The 20,898-nt window shown below is 41.7% G+C and carries 20 protein-coding genes and 1 tRNA gene; 7 read left to right on the top strand and 14 right to left on the bottom strand.

What is annotated here, in order from left to right; translation table 11 throughout:
- Positions 1-105: 105 nt before the first annotated feature.
- The 4 genes from tuf to rpsL form a co-directional block, all read right to left on the bottom strand.
- A complete protein-coding gene (gene tuf, locus I592_RS01140) occupies positions 106-1,293 on the bottom strand; it encodes an elongation factor Tu (RefSeq protein ID WP_010782064.1) in 1,188 nt (395 codons plus the stop codon).
- A 163-nt stretch (positions 1,294-1,456) separates the two neighbouring features.
- Positions 1,457-3,541 (bottom strand): elongation factor G, encoded by a 2,085-nt coding sequence (gene fusA / locus I592_RS01135; RefSeq protein ID WP_010782065.1) that lies wholly within the window; start codon positions 3,539-3,541, stop codon positions 1,457-1,459.
- 80 nt (positions 3,542-3,621) lie between these two features.
- Positions 3,622-4,092, bottom strand: coding sequence for a 30S ribosomal protein S7 (gene rpsG, locus I592_RS01130; RefSeq protein WP_010782066.1), 471 nt, complete (start codon positions 4,090-4,092; stop codon positions 3,622-3,624).
- 44 nt (positions 4,093-4,136) lie between these two features.
- Positions 4,137-4,550, bottom strand: a complete 414-nt coding sequence (gene rpsL, locus I592_RS01125; RefSeq protein WP_010742744.1) for a 30S ribosomal protein S12 — start codon at positions 4,548-4,550, stop codon at positions 4,137-4,139.
- A gap of 410 nt (positions 4,551-4,960) precedes the next feature.
- On the opposite strand from rpsL, the gene rpiA reads away from it, so the two are divergent.
- The 3 genes from rpiA (at position 4,961) to I592_RS01110 (ending at position 6,645) form a co-directional block, all read left to right on the top strand.
- Entirely contained in the window at positions 4,961-5,641 is a 681-nt protein-coding gene (gene rpiA, locus I592_RS01120) for a ribose-5-phosphate isomerase RpiA (protein WP_010782067.1), read from the top strand.
- A 130-nt stretch (positions 5,642-5,771) separates the two neighbouring features.
- Entirely contained in the window at positions 5,772-6,458 is a 687-nt protein-coding gene (gene gpmA / locus I592_RS01115; RefSeq protein ID WP_010782068.1) for a 2,3-diphosphoglycerate-dependent phosphoglycerate mutase, read from the top strand.
- Between the two features lie 103 nt (positions 6,459-6,561).
- Positions 6,562-6,645: transfer RNA gene (locus I592_RS01110), tRNA-Leu, on the top strand.
- A 46-nt stretch (positions 6,646-6,691) separates the two neighbouring features.
- On the opposite strand, the gene udk is transcribed toward I592_RS01110, so the two are convergent.
- The 3 genes from udk to I592_RS01095 form a co-directional block, all read right to left on the bottom strand.
- Positions 6,692-7,318: a uridine kinase gene (gene udk / locus I592_RS01105; protein WP_010782069.1), complete on the bottom strand. Its 627-nt coding sequence runs from the start codon at positions 7,316-7,318 to the stop codon at positions 6,692-6,694.
- A 70-nt stretch (positions 7,319-7,388) separates the two neighbouring features.
- Positions 7,389-8,075, bottom strand: a complete 687-nt coding sequence (locus tag I592_RS01100) for a YjjG family noncanonical pyrimidine nucleotidase (protein WP_010782070.1) — start codon at positions 8,073-8,075, stop codon at positions 7,389-7,391.
- Positions 8,076-8,086: 11 nt separating this feature from the next.
- On the bottom strand, positions 8,087-8,803 hold the full coding sequence (locus I592_RS01095) for a pseudouridine synthase (RefSeq protein ID WP_010782071.1): 717 nt from the start codon (positions 8,801-8,803) through the stop codon (positions 8,087-8,089).
- A gap of 410 nt (positions 8,804-9,213) precedes the next feature.
- On the opposite strand from I592_RS01095, the gene I592_RS01090 reads away from it, so the two are divergent.
- From I592_RS01090 to I592_RS01080, 3 genes are all read left to right on the top strand, one after another.
- Positions 9,214-9,831: a 50S ribosomal protein L25/general stress protein Ctc gene (locus tag I592_RS01090; RefSeq protein WP_010782072.1), complete on the top strand. Its 618-nt coding sequence runs from the start codon at positions 9,214-9,216 to the stop codon at positions 9,829-9,831.
- Between the two features lie 221 nt (positions 9,832-10,052).
- Positions 10,053-10,376 carry a DUF960 domain-containing protein gene (locus tag I592_RS01085; protein WP_010782073.1) on the top strand — a complete coding sequence of 108 codons (324 nt, stop codon included), beginning with the start codon at positions 10,053-10,055 and terminating at the stop codon, positions 10,374-10,376.
- A gap of 121 nt (positions 10,377-10,497) precedes the next feature.
- Positions 10,498-11,877, top strand: coding sequence for an MATE family efflux transporter (locus I592_RS01080; RefSeq protein WP_010782074.1), 1,380 nt, complete (start codon positions 10,498-10,500; stop codon positions 11,875-11,877).
- A gap of 3 nt (positions 11,878-11,880) precedes the next feature.
- Here I592_RS01080 and I592_RS01075 read toward each other — a convergent pair whose 3' ends face one another.
- The 4 genes from I592_RS01075 to rpsO all read right to left on the bottom strand — a co-directional run bounded on the left by I592_RS01075 (position 11,881) and on the right by rpsO (position 17,931).
- On the bottom strand, positions 11,881-12,414 hold the full coding sequence (locus I592_RS01075) for a hypothetical protein (protein WP_010782075.1): 534 nt from the start codon (positions 12,412-12,414) through the stop codon (positions 11,881-11,883).
- 134 nt (positions 12,415-12,548) lie between these two features.
- The gene (locus tag I592_RS01070) at positions 12,549-14,546 is read right to left on the bottom strand and encodes a KUP/HAK/KT family potassium transporter (RefSeq protein ID WP_010782076.1); all 1,998 of its coding nucleotides are present in this window, start codon (positions 14,544-14,546) and stop codon (positions 12,549-12,551) included.
- A gap of 569 nt (positions 14,547-15,115) precedes the next feature.
- Complete coding sequence (gene pnp / locus I592_RS01065; RefSeq protein ID WP_010782077.1) at positions 15,116-17,245, bottom strand: polyribonucleotide nucleotidyltransferase; 2,130 nt, start codon at positions 17,243-17,245, stop codon at positions 15,116-15,118.
- Positions 17,246-17,661: 416 nt separating this feature from the next.
- On the bottom strand, positions 17,662-17,931 hold the full coding sequence (gene rpsO, locus I592_RS01060; protein ID WP_010747233.1) for a 30S ribosomal protein S15: 270 nt from the start codon (positions 17,929-17,931) through the stop codon (positions 17,662-17,664).
- Positions 17,932-18,197: 266 nt separating this feature from the next.
- Here rpsO and def point away from each other — a divergent pair, with 266 nt between their 5' ends.
- Positions 18,198-18,761 (top strand): peptide deformylase, encoded by a 564-nt coding sequence (def, locus tag I592_RS01055; protein ID WP_010782078.1) that lies wholly within the window; start codon positions 18,198-18,200, stop codon positions 18,759-18,761.
- A 16-nt stretch (positions 18,762-18,777) separates the two neighbouring features.
- Here def and I592_RS01050 read toward each other — a convergent pair whose 3' ends face one another.
- Genes I592_RS01050 through I592_RS01040 form a run of 3 tightly spaced genes read right to left on the bottom strand, consistent with a single transcriptional unit; the run spans position 18,778 to position 20,886 of the window.
- On the bottom strand, positions 18,778-19,305 hold the full coding sequence (locus I592_RS01050) for a transcription repressor NadR (RefSeq protein WP_010782079.1): 528 nt from the start codon (positions 19,303-19,305) through the stop codon (positions 18,778-18,780).
- Between the two features lies 1 nt (position 19,306).
- The gene (locus I592_RS01045) at positions 19,307-20,140 is read right to left on the bottom strand and encodes a chorismate mutase (protein ID WP_010782080.1); all 834 of its coding nucleotides are present in this window, start codon (positions 20,138-20,140) and stop codon (positions 19,307-19,309) included.
- A gap of 47 nt (positions 20,141-20,187) precedes the next feature.
- On the bottom strand, positions 20,188-20,886 hold the full coding sequence (locus I592_RS01040) for an NAD-dependent protein deacylase (RefSeq protein WP_010782081.1): 699 nt from the start codon (positions 20,884-20,886) through the stop codon (positions 20,188-20,190).
- Between the last annotated feature and the right edge of the window lie 12 nt (positions 20,887-20,898).

Below are 20,898 nucleotides of genomic sequence, written 5' to 3'. Positions count from 1 at the left end.
GAAGCTTGCTGCAGGAGTATCTTTCAGGATCACAAAAAAAGAGTCACCGGAAATCCGGCGACTCTTTACGTCCGAGCATAAATTATTAATTGATTGTAGAGTTGATTAAGCTTTGATTGTAGTTACAACGCCTGAACCAACAGTACGTCCGCCTTCACGAATAGAGAAACGAGTTCCGTCTTCGATCGCGATTGGGTGGATTAATTCAACTTCCATAGTTACGTTATCACCAGGCATTACCATTTCAGTACCTTCTGGTAGATCAACTACACCAGTTACGTCAGTTGTACGGAAGTAGAACTGAGGACGGTAGTTAGTGAAGAATGGAGTGTGACGTCCGCCTTCTTCTTTAGTTAAAACGTAAACTTCTGCAGAGAATTTTGTATGTGGAGTGATTGAAGCTGGTTTAGCCAATACTTGTCCACGTTGGATGTCTTCACGTGCAACACCACGTAATAATGCACCAATGTTATCGCCAGCTTCAGCGTAATCTAACAATTTACGGAACATTTCAACACCTGTAACAGTTGTTTTAGCAGTTGCTTCAGCGATACCTACGATTTCAACTTCGTCACCAACGCGAACTTGTCCACGTTCAACACGACCAGTTGCAACAGTACCACGACCAGTGATTGAGAATACGTCTTCGACTGGCATCATGAATGGTTTGTCAGTATCACGAACTGGTGTTGGGATGTATTCGTCAACAGCAGCCATTAATTCTAAGATTTTTTCTTCGTATGAAGCGTCGCCTTCTAAAGCTTTCAAAGCTGAACCTGCGATAACTGGAGTGTCGTCGCCTGGGAAGTCGTATTCTGTTAATAGGTCACGAACTTCCATTTCAACTAATTCAAGTAATTCTTCATCGTCAACCATATCCATTTTGTTTAAGAATACAACGATGTAAGGAACACCAACGTTACGAGATAACAAGATGTGTTCACGAGTTTGAGGCATAGGGCCATCAGCAGCAGAAACTACTAAGATAGCTCCGTCCATTTGTGCAGCACCAGTGATCATGTTTTTAACGTAGTCCGCGTGTCCTGGGCAGTCAACGTGAGCATAGTGACGGTTTTCAGTTTCGTACTCAACGTGAGCAGTGTTGATAGTAATACCACGTTCGCGTTCTTCAGGAGCTCCGTCGATTTGCGCGTAGTCCATAGCTTGTGCTCCGCCTTGTTTAGCAAGTACAGTTGTAATTGCAGCAGTTAAAGTAGTTTTACCATGGTCAACGTGTCCGATAGTACCAATGTTAACATGGGGTTTTGAACGGTCAAATTTTTCTTTAGCCATTTAAAATGTTCCTCCTAAGTAAATGAGTTTAGTTTTTTTATCTGATAGGTCCGTACCACAACAGCAGTACGAGCCCATATCATCAGTTAATTATTTTACATGAAACGTTGTTAAAAATACAGTTCTTTTAGAAAAGCTGTAAAAAACAGCTAATTCTTAAAAATTAGTCGGCTTTACCGCCATTTTTCTTAATAATTTCTTCTTGAACTGATTTAGGTACATCTTCATAGTGGTCAAAGACCATCATGAATGTTCCGCGTCCTTGAGTAGAAGAACGAAGCGTTGTAGCGTAACCAAACATTTCAGCTAACGGCACAATTGCGTTAACGATTTGCGCGTTACCATGTGCTTCCATTCCTTCAACACGTCCACGACGAGCAGTTACATGACCCATAACATCACCTAAGTAATCTTCTGGAACTGTGATTGTAACTTTCATCATTGGTTCAAGGATCGATGGGCTAGCTTTCTTCGCAGCCGCACGTAGAGCCATAGAGGCAGCTACACGGAAGGCTGTTTCATTTGAATCGACATCATGGTATGAACCATCATAAAGCTTCGCTTTGATATCAACCAATGGATAGCCAGCTAATACACCGTTTGCCATTGCGTCTTCTAATCCTTTTTCAACTGCTGGAATGTATTCACGAGGAACCACACCACCAACGATTGCGTTTTCGAATTCGAAGCCGGCACCTTCTTCGTTTGGCGTAAATTCGATCCATACGTGACCGTATTGACCTTTACCACCAGACTGACGTACGAATTTACCTTCTGCATTGGTAGCAGCACGGAATGTTTCACGATAAGATACTTGAGGCGCACCTACGTTAGCATCCACTTTAAATTCGCGACGCATACGGTCGACTAAAACGTCCAAGTGAAGTTCACCCATACCAGCGATAACAGTTTCGCCAGTTTCAACGTTTGTTTCAACGCGGAATGAAGGATCTTCTTCAGCAAGTTTTTGTAATGCGACACCCATTTTATCTTGGTCAGCTTTTGATTTAGGTTCAACAGCAACTTCGATAACTGGATCAGGGAATTCGATTGATTCTAAGATAACCGGTGCATCTTCAGCACAAAGAGTATCTCCAGTTGTTGTATCTTTCAATCCAACAGCGGCAGCGATATCTCCTGAGTAAACAGTATCGATTTCTTTACGTGTATTCGCGTGCATTTGCAGAATACGTCCGATACGTTCACGTTTGCCTTTAGATGCATTCAATACATATGAACCAGAGTTTAAAACGCCTGAATAAACACGGAAGAATGTTAAACGACCTACGAATGGGTCAGTCATAACTTTGAACGCTAGTGATGAGAATGGTGCAGAGTCATCAGCTGGACGTTCTGTTTCTTCGTCTGTTTTAGGGTTGAACCCTTGGATCGCTTTAACGTCAGTTGGCGCTGGAAGATAGTCGATGACTGCATCCAACATCAATTGAACACCTTTGTTTTTGAAGGCTGATCCACAAAGAACTGGGTAGAAGTCTACAGATAGAGTAGCGTTACGAATTCCTGCTTTTAATTCTTCGTCGGTGATTTCTTCACCTTCTAAGAATTTCATCATTAGGTCTTCGTCAGTATCAGCAACAGCTTCTACTAATTTTTCACGCCATTCTTCAGCTAATTCTTTATACTCTTCAGGAATTTCAGTCTCTTGGATTTCAGTTCCTAAGTCGTTTGTGTAGATTTCAGCTTTCATTTTAACTAAGTCGATGATACCAGTGAAGTCATCTTCAGCACCAATTGGTAATTGGATTGGATGAGCATTCGCTTGTAAACGATCGTGTAAAGTGCTTACTGAGTAAAGGAAGTCCGCACCAATTTTGTCCATTTTATTACAGAATACAATACGAGGTACTTGATATTCTGTCGCTTGACGCCAAACAGTTTCTGTTTGTGGTTCTACACCTGATTGTGAGTCCAATACAGTTACTGCGCCATCAAGAACACGTAATGAACGTTGTACTTCGATTGTGAAGTCCACGTGTCCTGGAGTATCGATAATGTTTACGCGGTGACCCTTCCATTGTGCTGTAGTAGCAGCAGAAGTGATCGTGATACCACGTTCTTGTTCTTGTTCCATCCAGTCCATTTGAGAAGCGCCTTCGTGCGTTTCGCCGATTTTATGGATTTTACCAGTGTAATACAAGATACGCTCTGTTGCTGTAGTTTTACCTGCATCAACGTGGGCCATGATACCGATATTACGAGTGTTTTCTAGAGAAAATTCTCTTGCCATTTCTTTGTTTGCTCCTCTCTTAAATTAAATTTAACATTGTCTGATCGTTTTTCCGCTGACGATCGCCAGCAGAAAAAATCTTACCAACGATAATGAGCAAATGCACGGTTGGCTTCCGCCATTTTGTGTGTATCTTCGCGTTTTTTCACAGAAGCGCCAGTGTTGTTAGCAGCATCCATGATTTCTTTCGCTAAGCGTTCTTCCATTGTGTGTTCCCCACGCAAACGAGCGTAGTTTACAACCCAACGAAGACCTAAAGTAGTACGACGTTCTGGACGTACTTCAACGGGTACTTGATAGTTAGAACCCCCAACACGGCGAGCTTTAACTTCTAATACAGGCATGATGTTTTCCATTGCTTGTTCGAAAACTTCCAATGGGTCATTTCCTGTTGATTCTTTAATAGTGCTAAAAGCGTTGTATACAATATTTGAAGCAGTTCCACGTTTTCCGTCAACCATTACACGGTTGATCAAACGAGTTACTAGCTTAGAGTTATACATAGGATCAGGCAAAACGTCACGTTTTGCGATAGTTCCTTTACGAGTCATACGTAACTCCTCCTTCCGAAAATATGTCTTATCTATTCGTTTGATTAAGCTTTAGGTTTTTTAGTACCGTATTTAGAACGGCTTTGTTTACGATCGTTAACACCGGCAGTATCTAGTGCGCCACGAACGATATGGTAACGTACCCCTGGTAAGTCTTTTACACGACCACCACGTAATAGAACAACACTGTGTTCTTGTAGGTTATGGCCGATACCTGGAATATAAGCTGTTACTTCGATCAAGTTTGACAAACGAACACGAGCATATTTACGCAATGCTGAGTTGGGTTTCTTAGGTGTCATAGTCCCCACACGTGTACAAACTCCACGTTTTTGTGGTGAGTTCACGTTTGTTTGAGCTTTTTTAAAGCTGTTATATCCTTTGTTCAATGCTGGTGAATTTGATTTTTCCACCTTTGATTTACGAGGTTTACGTACTAATTGATTAATTGTAGGCATTCCTTGTTTCCTCCTTCCTCGATTCGCTTTCTAGTACCACACATCCTGGTGGTTCTTTTTCAGCGATAAAAAATAATGCATCCCTGCATTCTCTATCAAGCGTACTTCGACACAGTCAGCACGTCTCAGTCGAGAGACCTGTTCACAAAGCACCTTTGATAGCATACCATGATTGATTTTTACTGTCAACAAACTATTTAGACTTTTTTCTTCTTTTAGAATAAAGACGTTCTTTCTGTGAAATTCGTCCAGATAAGAGAAATCTTATTTCCATCCAAAAAATTTTTATTCCTTGAAATGACAATAAATAAAACGCCTTCAATTTTTTGGTCTTTTTTACTTAAAAGGCTATCTTTTTTCTTTTTTTACTATTACAATGAACGTAACTTAACAAAAGGTGGGATTTCTCAATGAATCTAAAAGAGTTAGTTGGAGTCGAGGCAGCAAAATTTGTCAAAGACGGAATGGTCGTTGGATTAGGCACTGGATCGACTGCCTATTATTTAGTAAAAGAATTGGGTCGCAGAGTGAACGAAGAAGGCTTGAAGATCACGGGTGTTGTGACGTCTTCAAAAACAGAAGAGCAGGCGAAGGAATTAGGTATTCCCTTAAAAGCAATTGACGATGTAGAATCCGTTGATATTACTATTGATGGCGCGGATGAAATCAGTGATGACTTCCAAGGAATCAAAGGTGGCGGTGCCGCCCTGCTTTTCGAGAAAGTAGTCGCAACTTACTCAAAGGATTGTATCTGGATCGTTGATGAAAGTAAGATGGTTCCTAAGCTGGGGGCATTCCCTCTTCCTGTAGAAGTCGTCCCTTTTGGAAGTCGCAACGTTTTCCGTTTGTTTGAATCCAAGGGATACAATCCTACATGGCGTATGAATGCCGAAAACGAACGATTGATAACGGACGGCGGACACTACATCATCGACCTTCACTTAGAAGTGATCGAAGACCCGCACGCGCTCGCATCTGAGTTGGACACGTGTGTCGGTGTTGTTGAACACGGTTTGTTCATTGATATGATTTCACGAGTAATCGTCGGTACACCAGAAGGACCCAAAATTTTAGAGGTTCCTTCAAAGTAATTTGATTAAAAACCCTTTAAAGCTCACGATTTGGCAAAAAACACGCTCAATTTAATGGAAATCATGGCAGAAACATTGTACAATGATTCAGGAATTGAAAATTTCAGAAATTTCAAAAGGAGAGAATGTTATGCCAAAATTAGTTTTTTCTCGTCACGGCTTAAGTGAATGGAACAAATTGAACCAATTTACAGGCTGGGCAGACGTTGACTTGGCTCCAGAAGGTGTCGAAGAAGCAAAAGAAGGCGGACGTAAAATCAAAGAAGCGGGAATTGAATTCGATGTTGCCTATACATCTGTTTTAACTCGTGCGATCAAAACATGTGACTTGCTCTTAGAATACTCTGATCAACTTTGGGTACCAACTGTAAAATCTTGGCGCTTAAATGAACGTCACTATGGCAAATTGCAAGGTTTGAACAAAAAAGAAACCGCTGAAAAATACGGGGACGATCAAGTTCATATCTGGCGCCGTTCATACGACGTATTGCCTCCATTGATGGAAGCAACTGATGAAGGTTCAGCAGCTCAAGACCGTCGCTATGCAATGTTAGACCCTCGCGACATTCCTGGTGGCGAAAACTTAAAAGTTACTTTAGAACGTGCGTTACCTTTCTGGCAAGATGAAATCGCTCCTGCATTGAAAGATGGCAAAACTGTTTTAGTAGCAGCACACGGAAATTCATTGCGTGCGTTAGCTAAACACATCGAAGGCATTTCTGATGAAGATATCATGGACTTAGAAATCCCAACAGGTCAACCACTTGTTTATGACTTGAACGATGACTTAACAGTTGCTAAAAAATACTATCTATAATATTTGTTCCCGGTTCGTTTCTGAACCGGGATTTTTTTATTATTTGCACCATCTTTTCTGTCATAACTATTTTTTTATGCTAAAATAGAAAAGTACTTCTTTTGCGGTCGTGGCGGAATTGGCAGACGCGCTAGCTTCAGGCGCTAGTGGTAGCAATACCGTGGAAGTTCGAGTCTTCTCGGCCGCATCAAAAAAAGCACGACAGAAATTTAACCATTTCTGTCGTGCTTTTTTTAGTCGTGATTCAAGAAACTAGCTACTTTGGTCGCAATCAAATCGATCGCTACATGATTCTCTCCGCCTTCAGGCACGATGATATCTGCATAACGCTTGGTTGGCTCGATAAACTGATGGTACATTGGCTTCACCACTGTCAGATATTGTTCTATGACAGATTCCAGTGTCCGACCACGCTCGTTCATATCGCGTTTGATTCGACGAATGATCCGAATATCGTCATCTGTATCTACATAGATTTTAATATCCATCATGTCCCGCAGACGCTCGTCCTCTAAAATCAGAATCCCTTCCAAAATAATTACTTCTTTCGGCTCTTGCACATAAACTTCGTCACTGCGTGTATGAGCGACATAATCATAAATCGGCACTTCCACCGATTGATAGTTCGTCAATTCTTTTAGATGCTCGATCAATAAATCCGTATCAAACGCAAAAGGATGATCGTAATTTGTTTCTAATCGTTCTTCAAAGCTGATCCCGCTTTGATCTTTATAGTAAGAATCGTGCTCCAACATCATAATCGAATGATCAGGAAATCGATTGAAAATCGCACGGCTGACGCTCGTTTTTCCACTTCCTGAACCGCCCGTTACGCCAATAATGATCGGCTTGTTTTTCATGCAAATAAAACCTCTTTCGTTTTTCATTAGTCCTATTATAGCGAAACATTGTCAAATTGCTATCAAAATCCTAAAATTCTTCTAAAATCTGGTAGAGATCGGTTAATTTTTTGATCTGATACGTCGGTTGGACAGCATCTGCCTCTTTTTCTTGAGGGTTCATCCAAATGGTATCAATGCCCGCTGTCTTTCCTCCCAAAATATCTGAGGTCAAGGAGTCGCCGACAATCACTGTTTTCTCTTTATCCAAGCGTGGGATCTCAGAAAAAACAATATCAAAAAATTCTCTCATAGGTTTATGAACACCCATTTCTTCTGAGATAAAGAATTTTTTGAAGTAAGGTGCCAGTCCGGATTTCTCCAGCCGTTGATGCTGCGTCACGGAAACACCATTCGTTACGACGTAAAGATCCTTTTTCTGACTCAACGTATCGACAACTTCCAAGCTGTTCGTCATCAATTGATAGCCTTGATTCAAATAATGCCGGTACCGTGCCTCTGTTTTCGGACCATCCACATCACGCTCATACATTTCGAAAAACAGACGAAAACGATTGTCCAGTAATTCTTGTCGAGAGAGTATGCCCGCTTCGTGATCCCGCCAAAATCCTTGGTTCATTTTTTTGTACTTTTCTTTCACAGCCAACGTCGGTTCAATATCCATATCTTGAAACAACCATAGTAACGCTTGTTCTTCTGCTGCTTTAAAGTCTAACAGCGTATCATCAATATCAAATAAAATCGTTTCATAGCTCATCTTCAAACCTTCTATCTAAAGTATATTTTTAATTGCTTCAATTCATCCAATGTTAGCGAACGATAGCTTCCTACTGGCAGTTCTTCTGGCAATCGCAAGGGTCCCATAGAAAGACGCTCTAAACGCGTTACTTTTTTCCCACGGGCCAAAAACATTTTTTTAACCTGATGGAATTTCCCTTCTTTTATTGTTAATTCTACTTCCGAATTTCCTGGTTCAGATTGTAGAATCGTCAGTTTTGCAGGCTGGCAGCGAATGGCGCCATGAAAGACAATCCCGGCTTCAAATGCTTCGACATCTTCTGAGGTCACCCGTTCGTTCACTCTAGCACGATAGATTTTTTCAACCTTTGCTCCTGGCTGCAAAAGGTCGTAACCCAATTGACCATTGTTGGTCAAAAGCAACAATCCTGTCGTATCCCGATCTAAGCGTCCTACTGGATAAAGATTCTCTGGTCGTTCTTTTTCTGCTATTAATTCTGTAGCTGTTTGAAATTGGTCGTCTTTCTTTGCTGTCACAACACCCGCAGGCTTATTCAGCAAATAATAGACGTGAGTTGTTTGTACGCTTTGTCCGTCTACTTGAATATCATGGAGCTGACTATCCACATTACGCTGAGGATTGCGCTCAACGCTGCCATCAATAAACACTTTTTTCATTAGAAACAAACGCTTCATCTCTTTGCGTGTTGTTTTCAATTGCTGTTCGATCACTTTGTCCAATCGCATGTCTTTGCTCCCTCAAATCTATCGGATTTATTATACCGAAATTCCATTAAAAGACAAACTCTCCAAAGCTGTTCGAGCTCTTTGTTTTCATTTTATAAAAATCATTTGATGCTTTTTGCTTAAATACAAAAGCGTTTTTCCTTGCAATTTGTCTGAAGGAGTCCTACACTTTTAATATATGAGTTAGAAAATTCGTATATTAAGTGAATCGACACTCTTGTGTCAAAGGTTTCTCATACACAGCGTTATGACCTGGTAGAGAAAGTTGAACTCAGACTTTTTTTGGACAGTTGTGTATTCGACTGTCTTTTTGCGTTTTCGCAAAGCCATTGTGCTGAGAATAACCTATCACTTAAATAAAATCTGTCTGAACAACCACAGACAGTCACATTTTAAGGAGGAATTTGGTTATGGCAGTATCATTGAAAGTAGAAGAAAGAGCAACTCGTCCCCGTTCCCTACGCAACAAATTGCGTCACGAAGGAAAAATCCCAGCAGTCGTCAACGGATACAAAGTAGAAAGCACAACGATCTCAATCGACGAACGTGAATTTTCTAAATTATTGCGTGAAAATGGCGCAAACACTGTATTTGCAATTGAACTTGGCGGAAAAAAGGTTAATACCTTATTACGTGAAACGCAAGTAGACACCTTTACACATGATTTAACACACGTTGAATTATTATCCGTAAACTTAACAGAAGAAACAGAAGCTGAAACAGAAGTAACACTTGTTGGTGAAGCTGCTGGTGTGAAAGCAGGCGGCGTTTTAACACAAACACTTTATACAGCTACTGTATCTGCAACACCAGAAAAATTACCAGAAGGCATCGAAGTAGATATCTCTGGATTAGAAATCGGTCAATCCATTTCAGTAGGTGACCTACCTAAAAATGCGGACTACACCATCGTAACAGATGCAGAAGAACAAATCGCAGCGATCCAAGAAGCCCAAGAACTTCCTGAAGAAGAAGAAGTTGCTGAAGGCGCTGAACCAGAAGTTATTGGTGAATCAACAGAAGAATAATCCATTAACTGGGTGTGCCGATGGTTTATCGGCACGCCTTTTTTTAACGACTTCTCCCTTTTTAAATGAGGATGGTTTGTTTTTTAGATACGTGATACTTTTACTTTTTCTTATACATCAAGCACTATGAGTGGTTTTTTTCTCTAAAAAGAATTACAATAAGTCACTACAAAGCTTATTTGTACTTTAAGTAAGTGATTCCAACTAAAGGAGGAAAATCTATGTTTGAAACATTTGATTCTAAAAAAAGTCGTTACGCCTCTGTCGGTGTGGTGTCCAGCTTGCCAGGCGAGCTGATTGATAGTATCTGGTATATCATTGACTTAGATTTAAAGGGATTAATTCCATTAGACAATATCTTAAGTTTCGATCTTCTTAACAATGAGGGGCGTGTCACGATGTACTTCTCACAAGAGGGCAGTGAAGTTGAGATGGGGATCGACTTACCGTTTGGCTATTCATCGGACTTTCCACAAGAAGTCTATGCATATGATGACGGAAGCCGTCAAACGATTTTATTACCAAATGAAATTCGTCAACGTTAAATTAGTAGGCAGCCTTTCTTAAGGGTTGCCTTTTTTTCTTAACTTTTTACGCGAGACCCTTGCTTTCAGAAAATTTTGTGGTAATATCAATCAGAAAATTTTATTAGAAAGCGGGAAAAAGATGAAAGAGTTGACTCATGGAAATCCGGCAAAGCTGATTATTTTATTCGCCTTGCCTTTGTTTGTAGGAAATGTATTTCAGCAATTTTACAGTATGGTAGATATGGTCGTCGTTGGTCAAACGTTAGGAAAAGATGCTTTGGCTGCTGTGGGTGCCACTAGCAGCGTCAGTTTTTTAATCATCGGTTTTGCTCAAGGTCTAACTGCAGGATTGTCGATTATCACAGCGCAACGCTTTGGTGCCAAGGACGCACAAGGCGTGCGTAAAAGTTTTGCTATGTCGATCCTTATCAGCCTCGGTGTGAGTGTTGTATTAACCGTTTTGAGCTTAGTGTTTTTACGTCCTTTACTACTTTTAATGCAAACACCTCCTGAGCTTCTCGACCAAGCGCAAGAATTCATTTCCGTTATTTTAGGTGGGATCTTTGCTTCCATGGCCTTCAACCTTTTATCCAATATGGTGCGGGCATTGGGGGATAGTCGAACACCCCTTTTCTTTTTAGCGTTTGCGGTGGTCATCAATGTGGTATTGGACCTGGTTTTCATCATCTACTTCCACATGGGCGTTGCAGGAGCCGGATTTGCTACAGTCATCGCGCAAATCTCAGCTAGTTTGATGTGTATTTGGTTTATTCGCAGAAAGATTCCCATGCTGCAAGTAAATCGAAAAAGTTTTACTTTTGATAAAGAAGAATTGCGTGTTCATTTGAATGCTGCGCTGCCTATGGGCTTCCAATCATCGATTATCGCGATCGGAGCGGTCATCTTACAATCCGCATTGAATACATTGGGAACAGATGTCGTGGCTGCCCAAACAACGGCTGCCCGGATTGATCAATTTGCTATCTTGCCTATGATGTCTTTTGGAATCACCATGGCGACATTTACTGCTCAAAATCTCGGAGCGAAAGAATATGGTCGAATTTTAAAAGGTGTCAAACAATGTTTGATCATGAGTGGTGCCTTTAGCCTCTTTGCAGGCCTCTTGGTTATCACTTGCGGGAAATATTTTGTCGCATTATTTGTTAATCCTAGTGAAACCCGTGTCTTTGAACTGGCGCAAACCTATTTTAATATCAACGGCGCGCTGTATTGGGTATTAGCGATCTTATTTATTTTACGCTATACCTTGCAAGGATTAGGACAAGCAAAAATCCCGACATTCGCCGGGATCATGGAGCTCGTTATGCGTTCCTTTGCCGCGGTGATTTTGACCCATTCCTTTGGTTTCGCAGGTGCTGCATTTGCTTCACCGCTTGCCTGGATCGGTTCAACCGCCGTTCTATTGACTTCTTATTTTAAAGCAATGCGCAATCTAAAAAATTTGGATCAAGAATACCACCAAGAACCGTTGCAACCACAAATAAAGAGTGAGGCGTAAGCCTCACTCTTTTGCTAGTTGCTGGTACACAGCCGTCATATTCCGCACAAATTCTGGTGTGAATTCTTTGGTTGCTTGAATGATCTGACCGCACCTTGAAAAATACATATGGAAATAAATATGTGACTCATCTTCCAAGATCCGAGCCACTGCCGAAGCATAATTTACTAGCAAGAGATTTTTGTTCTCCCCATCGCCTGCTCCAAACATGTCCATAAAATCCAATCCGCATTCCACATAATATAATTCCACGTCAATCAATGCACGCTGGTTTTGACACCTTTTACGAAACAACCGCAGCAGTTCTTTTGCATTCGCCAGAGAAAGATCAATTTTTTCATGGGGAAAAAACGCTTGATCCAGCTTCTGCTTCATCTCCTGTGCGATACGCACCCCATAATCATCCCCTAAAAATCGGGAATCGATCATCTGTTGCGAAACCTCCGAATGCTTATACAACTGGCAAATCAATTCTCTAAGCTGCTCCTCATCGGTGTTCACCAGTTTTTCACGCAAACCTGAAATCGTCATTTCCATCTCGCAACCCTCGCCTTCATTCTTTTTTAACCTTAATTTAACTTAATTCAAATAAAAAGAAAAGAGCTTTTGGCAATTCTTTCCGCCAAAAGCTCGTGTTAAAAATTAATTTTTTGAAAAAACGAGTGCACTTTTTAACGTTTTCGTTCTTTCAACCACGTTTTTCTCGTTTCGCCGACAATCAGCGGCACCGTTTCATACGTGACCTCACTGTATTCAATTCCAAACCACCGTTCCGGTGTTACCGTATGGCGCTTGATGGCTAAACGTGCTTGCATGACTTGACGATCCCACTTATCGATTCTCGTCATATTCGATAATTCTTCATTGATGATCACAAATCGGAAGTCCCCTACCTGACGGCCCGGAGTCAACGAATAATGCTGAGGCTGCTTAGGCAATCGTCCTTGCTTCATCAAATCATGAATGATCTGGCGCAAGTATACATTGACGTCTTGTGCGATACGGAAGCCAAGGTAAAGTTTGACCTTCACAATAAAGTCAGTCCCCATCATATCCACACTATACTCTTCTGTATAAGGTTCATCGGTTACTTCAACATTTACAAACCAATAAACTTTCGCCCGTTTTAAGCGTTTATCCAAAATAGAATAGATAAATTGCTGCGGTATCGTGTCCCCTTCCAAACGCGGAACCAAAAATACTACGTTGGTTTGGTAATAAGGAATCTTATCATCGTCATGAAGTTCTTGTAATTGCGGCAAATAATCTTTAAATTGAACATCCTGACTGGCCTTTTCCTGCACGCGATTGCTGCAATACCAGATGTACATGACACTCAGGATCAATAAGGCCATCGCAACGGCGACAAACCCGCCATGGAAGAATTTCGTCACACTTGAGATGAAAAAGAAGCCTTCTAACGTTCCGAAAAATACGAGCATCAAACCTGCTAGAATTTTAGAGGTTCCATTTTGCAGCAGGTAATGATACAGCAAGAAGGTCGTCATCAGCATCGTTACCGTAATCGATAGTCCATATGCTGCCTCCATATGCGTCGATGTACGGAAGGTCAACACGATCACCGAGCAGGCCCCCCATAGAATCATATTAACGGCCGGAATATACATCTGACCAATGCTTTTACCAGGATAGATGATCCGCATTCTTGGCAACAGCTTCAATTTGATAGCTTCTGAAACAAGAGTAAAGGACCCCGAGATCAAGGCCTGTGAAGCAATGACCGCGGCAATCGTCGCGAAAACGACCCCAAAGATCATCCAGCCATCTGGTAAAATTTGAAAGAATGGATTCAAGTTATCAATGGCTTCAATTGAAGCATTCCCTTTTGCGTGCAAGATCCACGCGGCTTGCCCTGCATAATTCAGCATCAAGCAAAGCAGTACATACGGCCAACTGAAATGAATATTTTTCTTCCCTACATGCCCCATATCCGAATACAACGCTTCCGCACCCGTTGTCGCTAGAAAGATGCTCCCTAAAATAAAAATCCCCATCTTATTATCTGGATTAAACAATAAGTGAACGGCATAATACGGGTTCAATGCTTTGACGACACTAAAATCATAAGGAATATTCAACAGACCCATCAGCCCTAAAAATGTGAACCATAAAAACATGATCGGCCCAAAAGCTTTTCCGACAAAATCTGTACCAAAACGCTGGATCAAAAATAGAAAAAGTAAAATGATCAGTGTGATGATGACAATGACGTTTTGATTGTTGCCAAATTTTTGATAAAAATCAGGGATGCCTCGCAATCCTTCAATCGCCGTGGTGACAGTTACCGCAGGTGTCAGTACCCCATCGGCCAACAATGCTGCGCCACCGATCATGGCAGGAATGATCAAATATTTTCCACCCTTACGAACCAAGGTGTATAGAGAAAAAATTCCCCCTTCACCATGATTATCTGCTCGTAATGCGATCAGCACATATTTGACGGTCGTCAAGAGCATCACAGTCCAAAAAACCAATGAGACTGTTCCCAAAACAAAATCCTGTGTCACTGTGCTCAATCCGCCATTTTCTTCTAAGATCGCCTTCATGACATACAACGGACTCGTTCCGATGTCGCCGTACACGACACCTAGCGCAATCAGCAATCCTCCTGCCGAAAGCTTTTTCATATGATCTTTCTTTTTCTCCATTTTACACGCTCCTGTTATCGCCGTTCGCTGAATCGGTAGTGAGTTCTATTTAAAAAGTCTTAGGAAGTTTCACGATGCTGATGATAGCGCCCGTACTTTTTTATTCATGACACCTTGGATCGATTTTACTAATTGCAATGAATCCATTTTTCCAAAATCGGGAAAAATGCTTTTATTTTCGTACGCATACGATTCCACTAATTGCATCGATATTTTGATACACACTCGCAGCTAATTCGTTTTAATGAATGCACTTTTTCAAAAACCAAAAAGTGAATCAAATTCTCATTACGCATATCATTATGCTAAACAGCACAAACGATTATTTTCTATTTAAACCAAAATAAGCTTGATTGTTGCATACTGCAAAAAGCATAACTGACAAAAAAAGACCTAAACAACAGTTTCCACTATTGTTTAGGTCTTGCAAATTACCTTTTAGACCAGCGCGCTTTGCACTAGTTGTTGATCTAAAAGCATAGAGAGGTCTCTATGTTGCTACTCCCCTAAAACTTATCCATATTATCCAAGTTTCAGAAAGAAAAGTCAAAGACTAACCGAAGGATCGGTTATTTTTCTTCTTTTTTGCTTTCTTCTTCTTTCAACAAGGCTTTACGAGACGCATTCACGCGTCCTTGGCGATCAATTTCTGTTACTTTCACTAATACTTCGTCGCCTAATTTCACGACATCTTCTACTTTATTTACACGTTCATTCGCAAGTTGAGAAATGTGAACCAACGCATCCTTGCCTTTGATCAAGTTCACGAAGGCACCAAATTTTTCGATACGAACGACTTTACCTAAGTAAACTTCGCCGACCTTGACTTCTTTGGTCAATTCTTCAATGATCTTGATTGCTTTTTGGATCATCTCTGCATCAGAAGAAGCGATGCTGACATTTCCATCTTGATCGATATCGATCTTCACGCCAGTTTCTTCAATAATACCGTTGATCGTGTCGCCGCCTTTGCCGATGACTGTTTTGATCTTATCTGGGTCGATTTGGATCATTTCGATCTTCGGTGCATATGGGCTCAATTCTTTGCGCGGTTCAGCGATTGTATCTGTTAAGACTTCCAGAATTTCCATCCGTGCTTTTTTCGCTTGTGTCAACGCTTCAGAAAGGATTTGTTCTGTGATTCCTTGGATTTTGATGTCCATTTGCAAAGCAGTGATTCCGTCTTTTGTTCCAGCAACTTTAAAGTCCATGTCGCCAAGATGATCTTCTAATCCTTGAATATCTGTCAAGATCGTGTAGTTTTCACCATCAGAGACCAAGCCCATAGCGATCCCGGCAACAGGTGCTTTGATTGGCACACCTGCATCCATCAATGCCAATGTTCCAGCACAGATACTTGCTTGAGAAGACGAACCGTTTGATTCCAATACTTCCGCAACTAAACGGATAGTGTAAGGGAAATCTTCTTCACTAGGAATGATTTGCGCCAATGCACGTTCACCTAATGCACCATGTCCGATTTCACGACGACCTGGTGAGCCAGCACGCCCTGTTGAACCAACAGAGAATTGCGGGAAATTATAGTGATGGATGAATCGTTTGCTTTCAACGGTTCCTAATCCATCAATGATTTGATGTTCTCCTAAAGGAGCCAACGTACAAGCAGATAATGCTTGCGTTTGTCCCCGTGTAAATAGACCTGAACCATGTACGCGCGGCAAGATGCTTGTTTCTGCATCTAACGGACGGATTTCGTCTAATTTACGGCCATCCGGACGAATCTTATCGATCGTGATCAATTCACGGACAACATCTTTTTCAAGGTCTTCCGCGATTTGTTTCACTTCTTTTGTGATTTGAACCAAATCTTCTGTTTCAACATTCGCAAATCTTTCCGCATAGACTTCTTTGACTGTTTCTTTTACTTTTTCAATTTCGTCTTCACGTGCCAATTTGTCCATTGTCATTACAGCCGTCTTCATTGTTTCGTAATAGCTGTCAAAAATTTCTTTTTTCAATTCAGGGTTCACTTGTAATAAAGAAATTTCCATTTTTTCTTTGCCGACAGCAGCAACGATTTCAGATTGGAAAGCGACCATTTCTTTGATTGCATCAAAACCGAACAACAACGCACCTAACATATCTTCTTCGGAAACTTCTTTTGCTCCGGATTCTACCATGTTGATGGCTTGTTTTGTTCCAGCAACAGTCAAATCGATATCTGATGCGGCGTGTTGTTCCGTCGTAGGATTCAACACATACTCCCCGTTTACGCGGCCAACATCAACACCTGCGATTGGGCCTTCAAAGGGAATATCTGAAATAGCTAATGCCAATGAAGAACCAAACATTGCAGCCATCGCTGGTGAGCAATCTTGTTCCACACTCATTACAACGTTTGTTACTTGCACTTCATTACGGAAGCCATCAGCAAACATTGGGCGAATCGGACGGTCGATCAAACGAGCAGTCAACGTCGCATCTGTACTTGGACGTCCTTCACGCTTGATGAAGCCTCCAGGAATTTTACCCACGGCATACATTTTTTCTTCGTAATTGATCGTTAATGGGAAAAAGTCGAAATCTCTCGCTTCTTTTGATGCAACAGCTGCACTTAACACAACGGTATCGCCATAGCGAACTAACACTGCGCCATTGGCTTGTTTGGCAAGCTGACCGATTTCAACTTGCAGAGGGCGCCCGCCCCAAGTGGTTTTAAAAACTTGCTTTTCTGTCATAACTTCTCCTTTTTCCTTTGACCAGTGCGACGCTACTAAACAAATGGAAACAGCGAAAACCTTCGCTTCTTGCATTTGGTTAGTAGAGTGACAACACGCCAATCAAAGGGGTTTATTTTTACCGAGAGAACCTCGGTGTTCGATTAATTTAGTCCCCTTCGCAAATACATTAAATAAGAGACGAATGTTTCTACATGTATACTAGAATTTAACAGCTAGCTCATTTTAAGTGAAATCATTTTTTCTATAAACCAGAAAAATGACCTGATTTTCGTACGCATAACATTAGGCTAAACTGCCTGTTCAATACAGCGCATAAAATCTATTACTAGAACGCATACTTACACTATTGCGAAAAGCCTAACTGTAAAAAAAGTGAGATTCCTAGGAACCTCACTCTTAAATAGTAGTACGAATTAACGACGTAGTCCTAGACGTTGGATTAATTCACGGTAACGTTGTACTTCATTCTTACGTAAGTAAGCTAACAAGTTACGACGATGACCAACTTTTTTCATTAGACCGCGGTATGAATGGTGGTCTTTTTTGTGGACACGTGCATGCTCATTTAGTTGATTGATTTCTTCCGTTAATACAGCGATTTGTACTTCTGGAGAACCAGTATCTCCTTCATGGCGAGCATATTCATTGATGATTTCGTTTTTACGTTCTTTTGATAATGCCATGGTTTTCACCTCTTCCTATTTTCTTCCTACGACTGAGTAGAGCGTTGGTGAATCGCCCAACCAAGTGATAGGTGGTGCGCTTTGCACACTCTAACACTTTACTTGATTTGCTCTAAAAAATCAAGCTGTATAGCAATTTAAGCCTGTCTTTTGTAATCATTACAATTTTTTTAAAGAACCGTCGTTCCAAAAACAGTTTTTTTACCTTACTTACTTTTTGTGTTAAACTAACGTGATGAAAGACAGCTTTGAGAGGAGATTTTTTAATGATCACAATGGATGATATTATTCGGGAAGGCCATCCGACCTTAAGAGATGTTGCGAAAGAGGTCCCGATTCCTCCAACTGCTGAAGACGTGGCCCTTGGAAAAGAAATGCTTCAATTTCTTAAAAACAGTCAAGATCCCGTGAAAGCAGAAGAATTACACTTACGTGGCGGTGTCGGTTTAGCGGCTCCCCAATTAGATAGTTCAAAACGGATCATCGCGGTCCATGTACCAAGTGTTGACCCAGAAAAACCGGAGAACGGTATTAGTACGGTGATGTACAATCCAAAAGTTTTAAGCCACTCTGTACAGGAAGCTTGCTTAGGCGAAGGCGAGGGCTGCTTATCCGTTGATCGTGAAGTTCCCGGCTATGTCGTTCGGGCGGCACGCATCACCGTTTCTTATTATGATGCTGAGGGTGAAAAACACAAGATTCGCTTGAAAAATTACAATGCGATCGTCGTCCAGCATGAGATCGATCATATCAACGGCATCATGTTCTACGACCATATAGACGAAAAGAACCCGCTGCAATTGAAAGACGGCGTTTTAGTCATCGAATAAGCAAAAACACCATTCACTACGAATGGTGTTTTTCTTCATATAAGATTCCTTTTTCTGAGAGCGCCTGTTTGATCTCTACCAAATCATCCAGTGTCTCATAGGCGATCGTGTGGAGGTGAATGCCGCTTGTCAGCTCCGACAAAAGTGTCGCCCGCAGCCCACTGGTTTCCTTGATAAAGCTATCGACGTCTTGCTGCGTCATCAAATGCAGTCCGCCGACTAATTCGCCATACAATGGATGCTCCACTACAACATCAATGACTTCTCCGCCTTTTTCGATTATTGTGTGCAATTCTTCTTCTGTTTGCTCCGGTCCGTGTTGAACAGCAATTTTACTGATCAATTTTTCTGACTCGCGTTCCAATAGGTAGCCTCGTGCAGTGGCAATGATCGTTTCACCTGCGGCTCGTAACAACGCCACATCCCCCACTACGATTTGACGGCTCACGCCGAATTCCTTTGCAAAACGAGTCGCACTGATCGGTTTATCCGCTTGCTGCAACGCTTCTAAAATCTCGGCTTTGCGTTTATCGCCATCGACCATGTTACTCCAACCGCCCTTCTTGATAGTTACGCGACTGCTTCATGATATCCTTGAATGTCTCAACGATCGTTTCGCGATAATTTTCGTCCTTCACTAAAGCAGCAACGTTCTCTAACACGTTTTCTTCACGGCTCGTATCTAAAACGGCCTTTTTTGTTTGCGCCTTGTACGCGATTACTTCGCTGACAGCGGACAGTCGTTTTTCTAAGAGACCAACGATTTCCTGATCGATCGTATCTATTTTTTCTCGGGCTTGCACCAATTCGTTCTTTTCATTTTCTTCTTCGATCGTCTTTAGGATACGTGCAGGATTTCCACCAACCACGACATTATCTGGAAAAGATTTTGTCACCACTGCCCCCGCGGCCACTACGACATTGTCCCCCAACGTTACCCCAGGAACCACCACACACGAACCGCCGATCCAAACATTGTCGCCGATCGTGATCGGCTTGCCGAATTCTTGCCCGCTATTGCGCTTTCCTGGTTCTAACGGATGGCTAGCCGTATACAATTGAACATTGGGTCCGAACATACAATTGTCGCCAATCGTGATTGGACAAATGTCTAAAAAGACATTGTGGAAATTACAATAGAAGTTCTCCCCAACAAAAATATTGTAGCCATAATCGAAGGAAATGGTGGGTTCAATGTAGACGCGCTTTTTGGTCCCCCCAAAAGCAGATTTTACATACAATTCTCGTTTTTTCTTGTCTGTTTCTTGGTTGATCGCTCGTAATTTGACCCGTGCATCTTTTCGATCGGCTGCTAATTCAGGATCACCTGCAAAATATAATTTACCGGCGATCATCTTTTCTTTTTCTGTTAACTCCACACATCTTCCTCCTCGTAGATAAAAACTGGTTTCACCCAATGAATGTATTATAGCTTTTCAAATACCTCCACTCCATTCGCCTGTACAAACGTATATGCACCGGCTAACTGGATCGGTGTTTGATTGATGACCATGACTTGCGCATCTCTGCGTTTTTCATAAATTAAATCACAAAACGGATGAACTTGAAAGCTCGTCCCGACGATTACCACAAGTTCCGCATTTTTGACTGCTGAAACGGCTTGTTGAATGACGCCTTCTTCAAATCCCTCACCATACAACACGATGTCAGGACGAATTTGACCGCCGCACTCCTTGTGACGATCGCTTTGCAGATAGTCTGATACGGATACTGATTTTCCGCACTTCCGACAATAGCACTCGTACAGCGACCCGTGGAAATTAACGAGTTTTTCGCTGCCAGCCGCCGCATGCAACCCGTCGATATTTTGGGAAACGACCCAAATGTCTTTTGTCTTCTCCATCGCTGCCATGGCTTGATGAATGACATTGGGCCGCGCCTCTTCATGGTATAAGTGTTTGACAAATTGATAAAATTTTTCTGGTTCGCGTACCAGGCATTCGTTGCTTAATAAATACTCTGGTGCCTCCAGTCCGTGGTACACGCCTTGGAGTGAGCGGTAATCTGGGACTCCTGATGGCGTGGAAACACCTGCTCCAGTTAGAAAGGTCATTTTTTTATGCTGCTGGAGCATCTCTGCAGCCAGATCAACTGTGATTTCCATTTCTATCACCTC

The organism is Enterococcus gilvus ATCC BAA-350, assembly GCF_000407545.1.
Classification (GTDB): domain Bacteria; phylum Bacillota; class Bacilli; order Lactobacillales; family Enterococcaceae; genus Enterococcus_A; species Enterococcus_A gilvus.
This window is presented reverse-complemented; position numbering and strand designations above follow the sequence as displayed.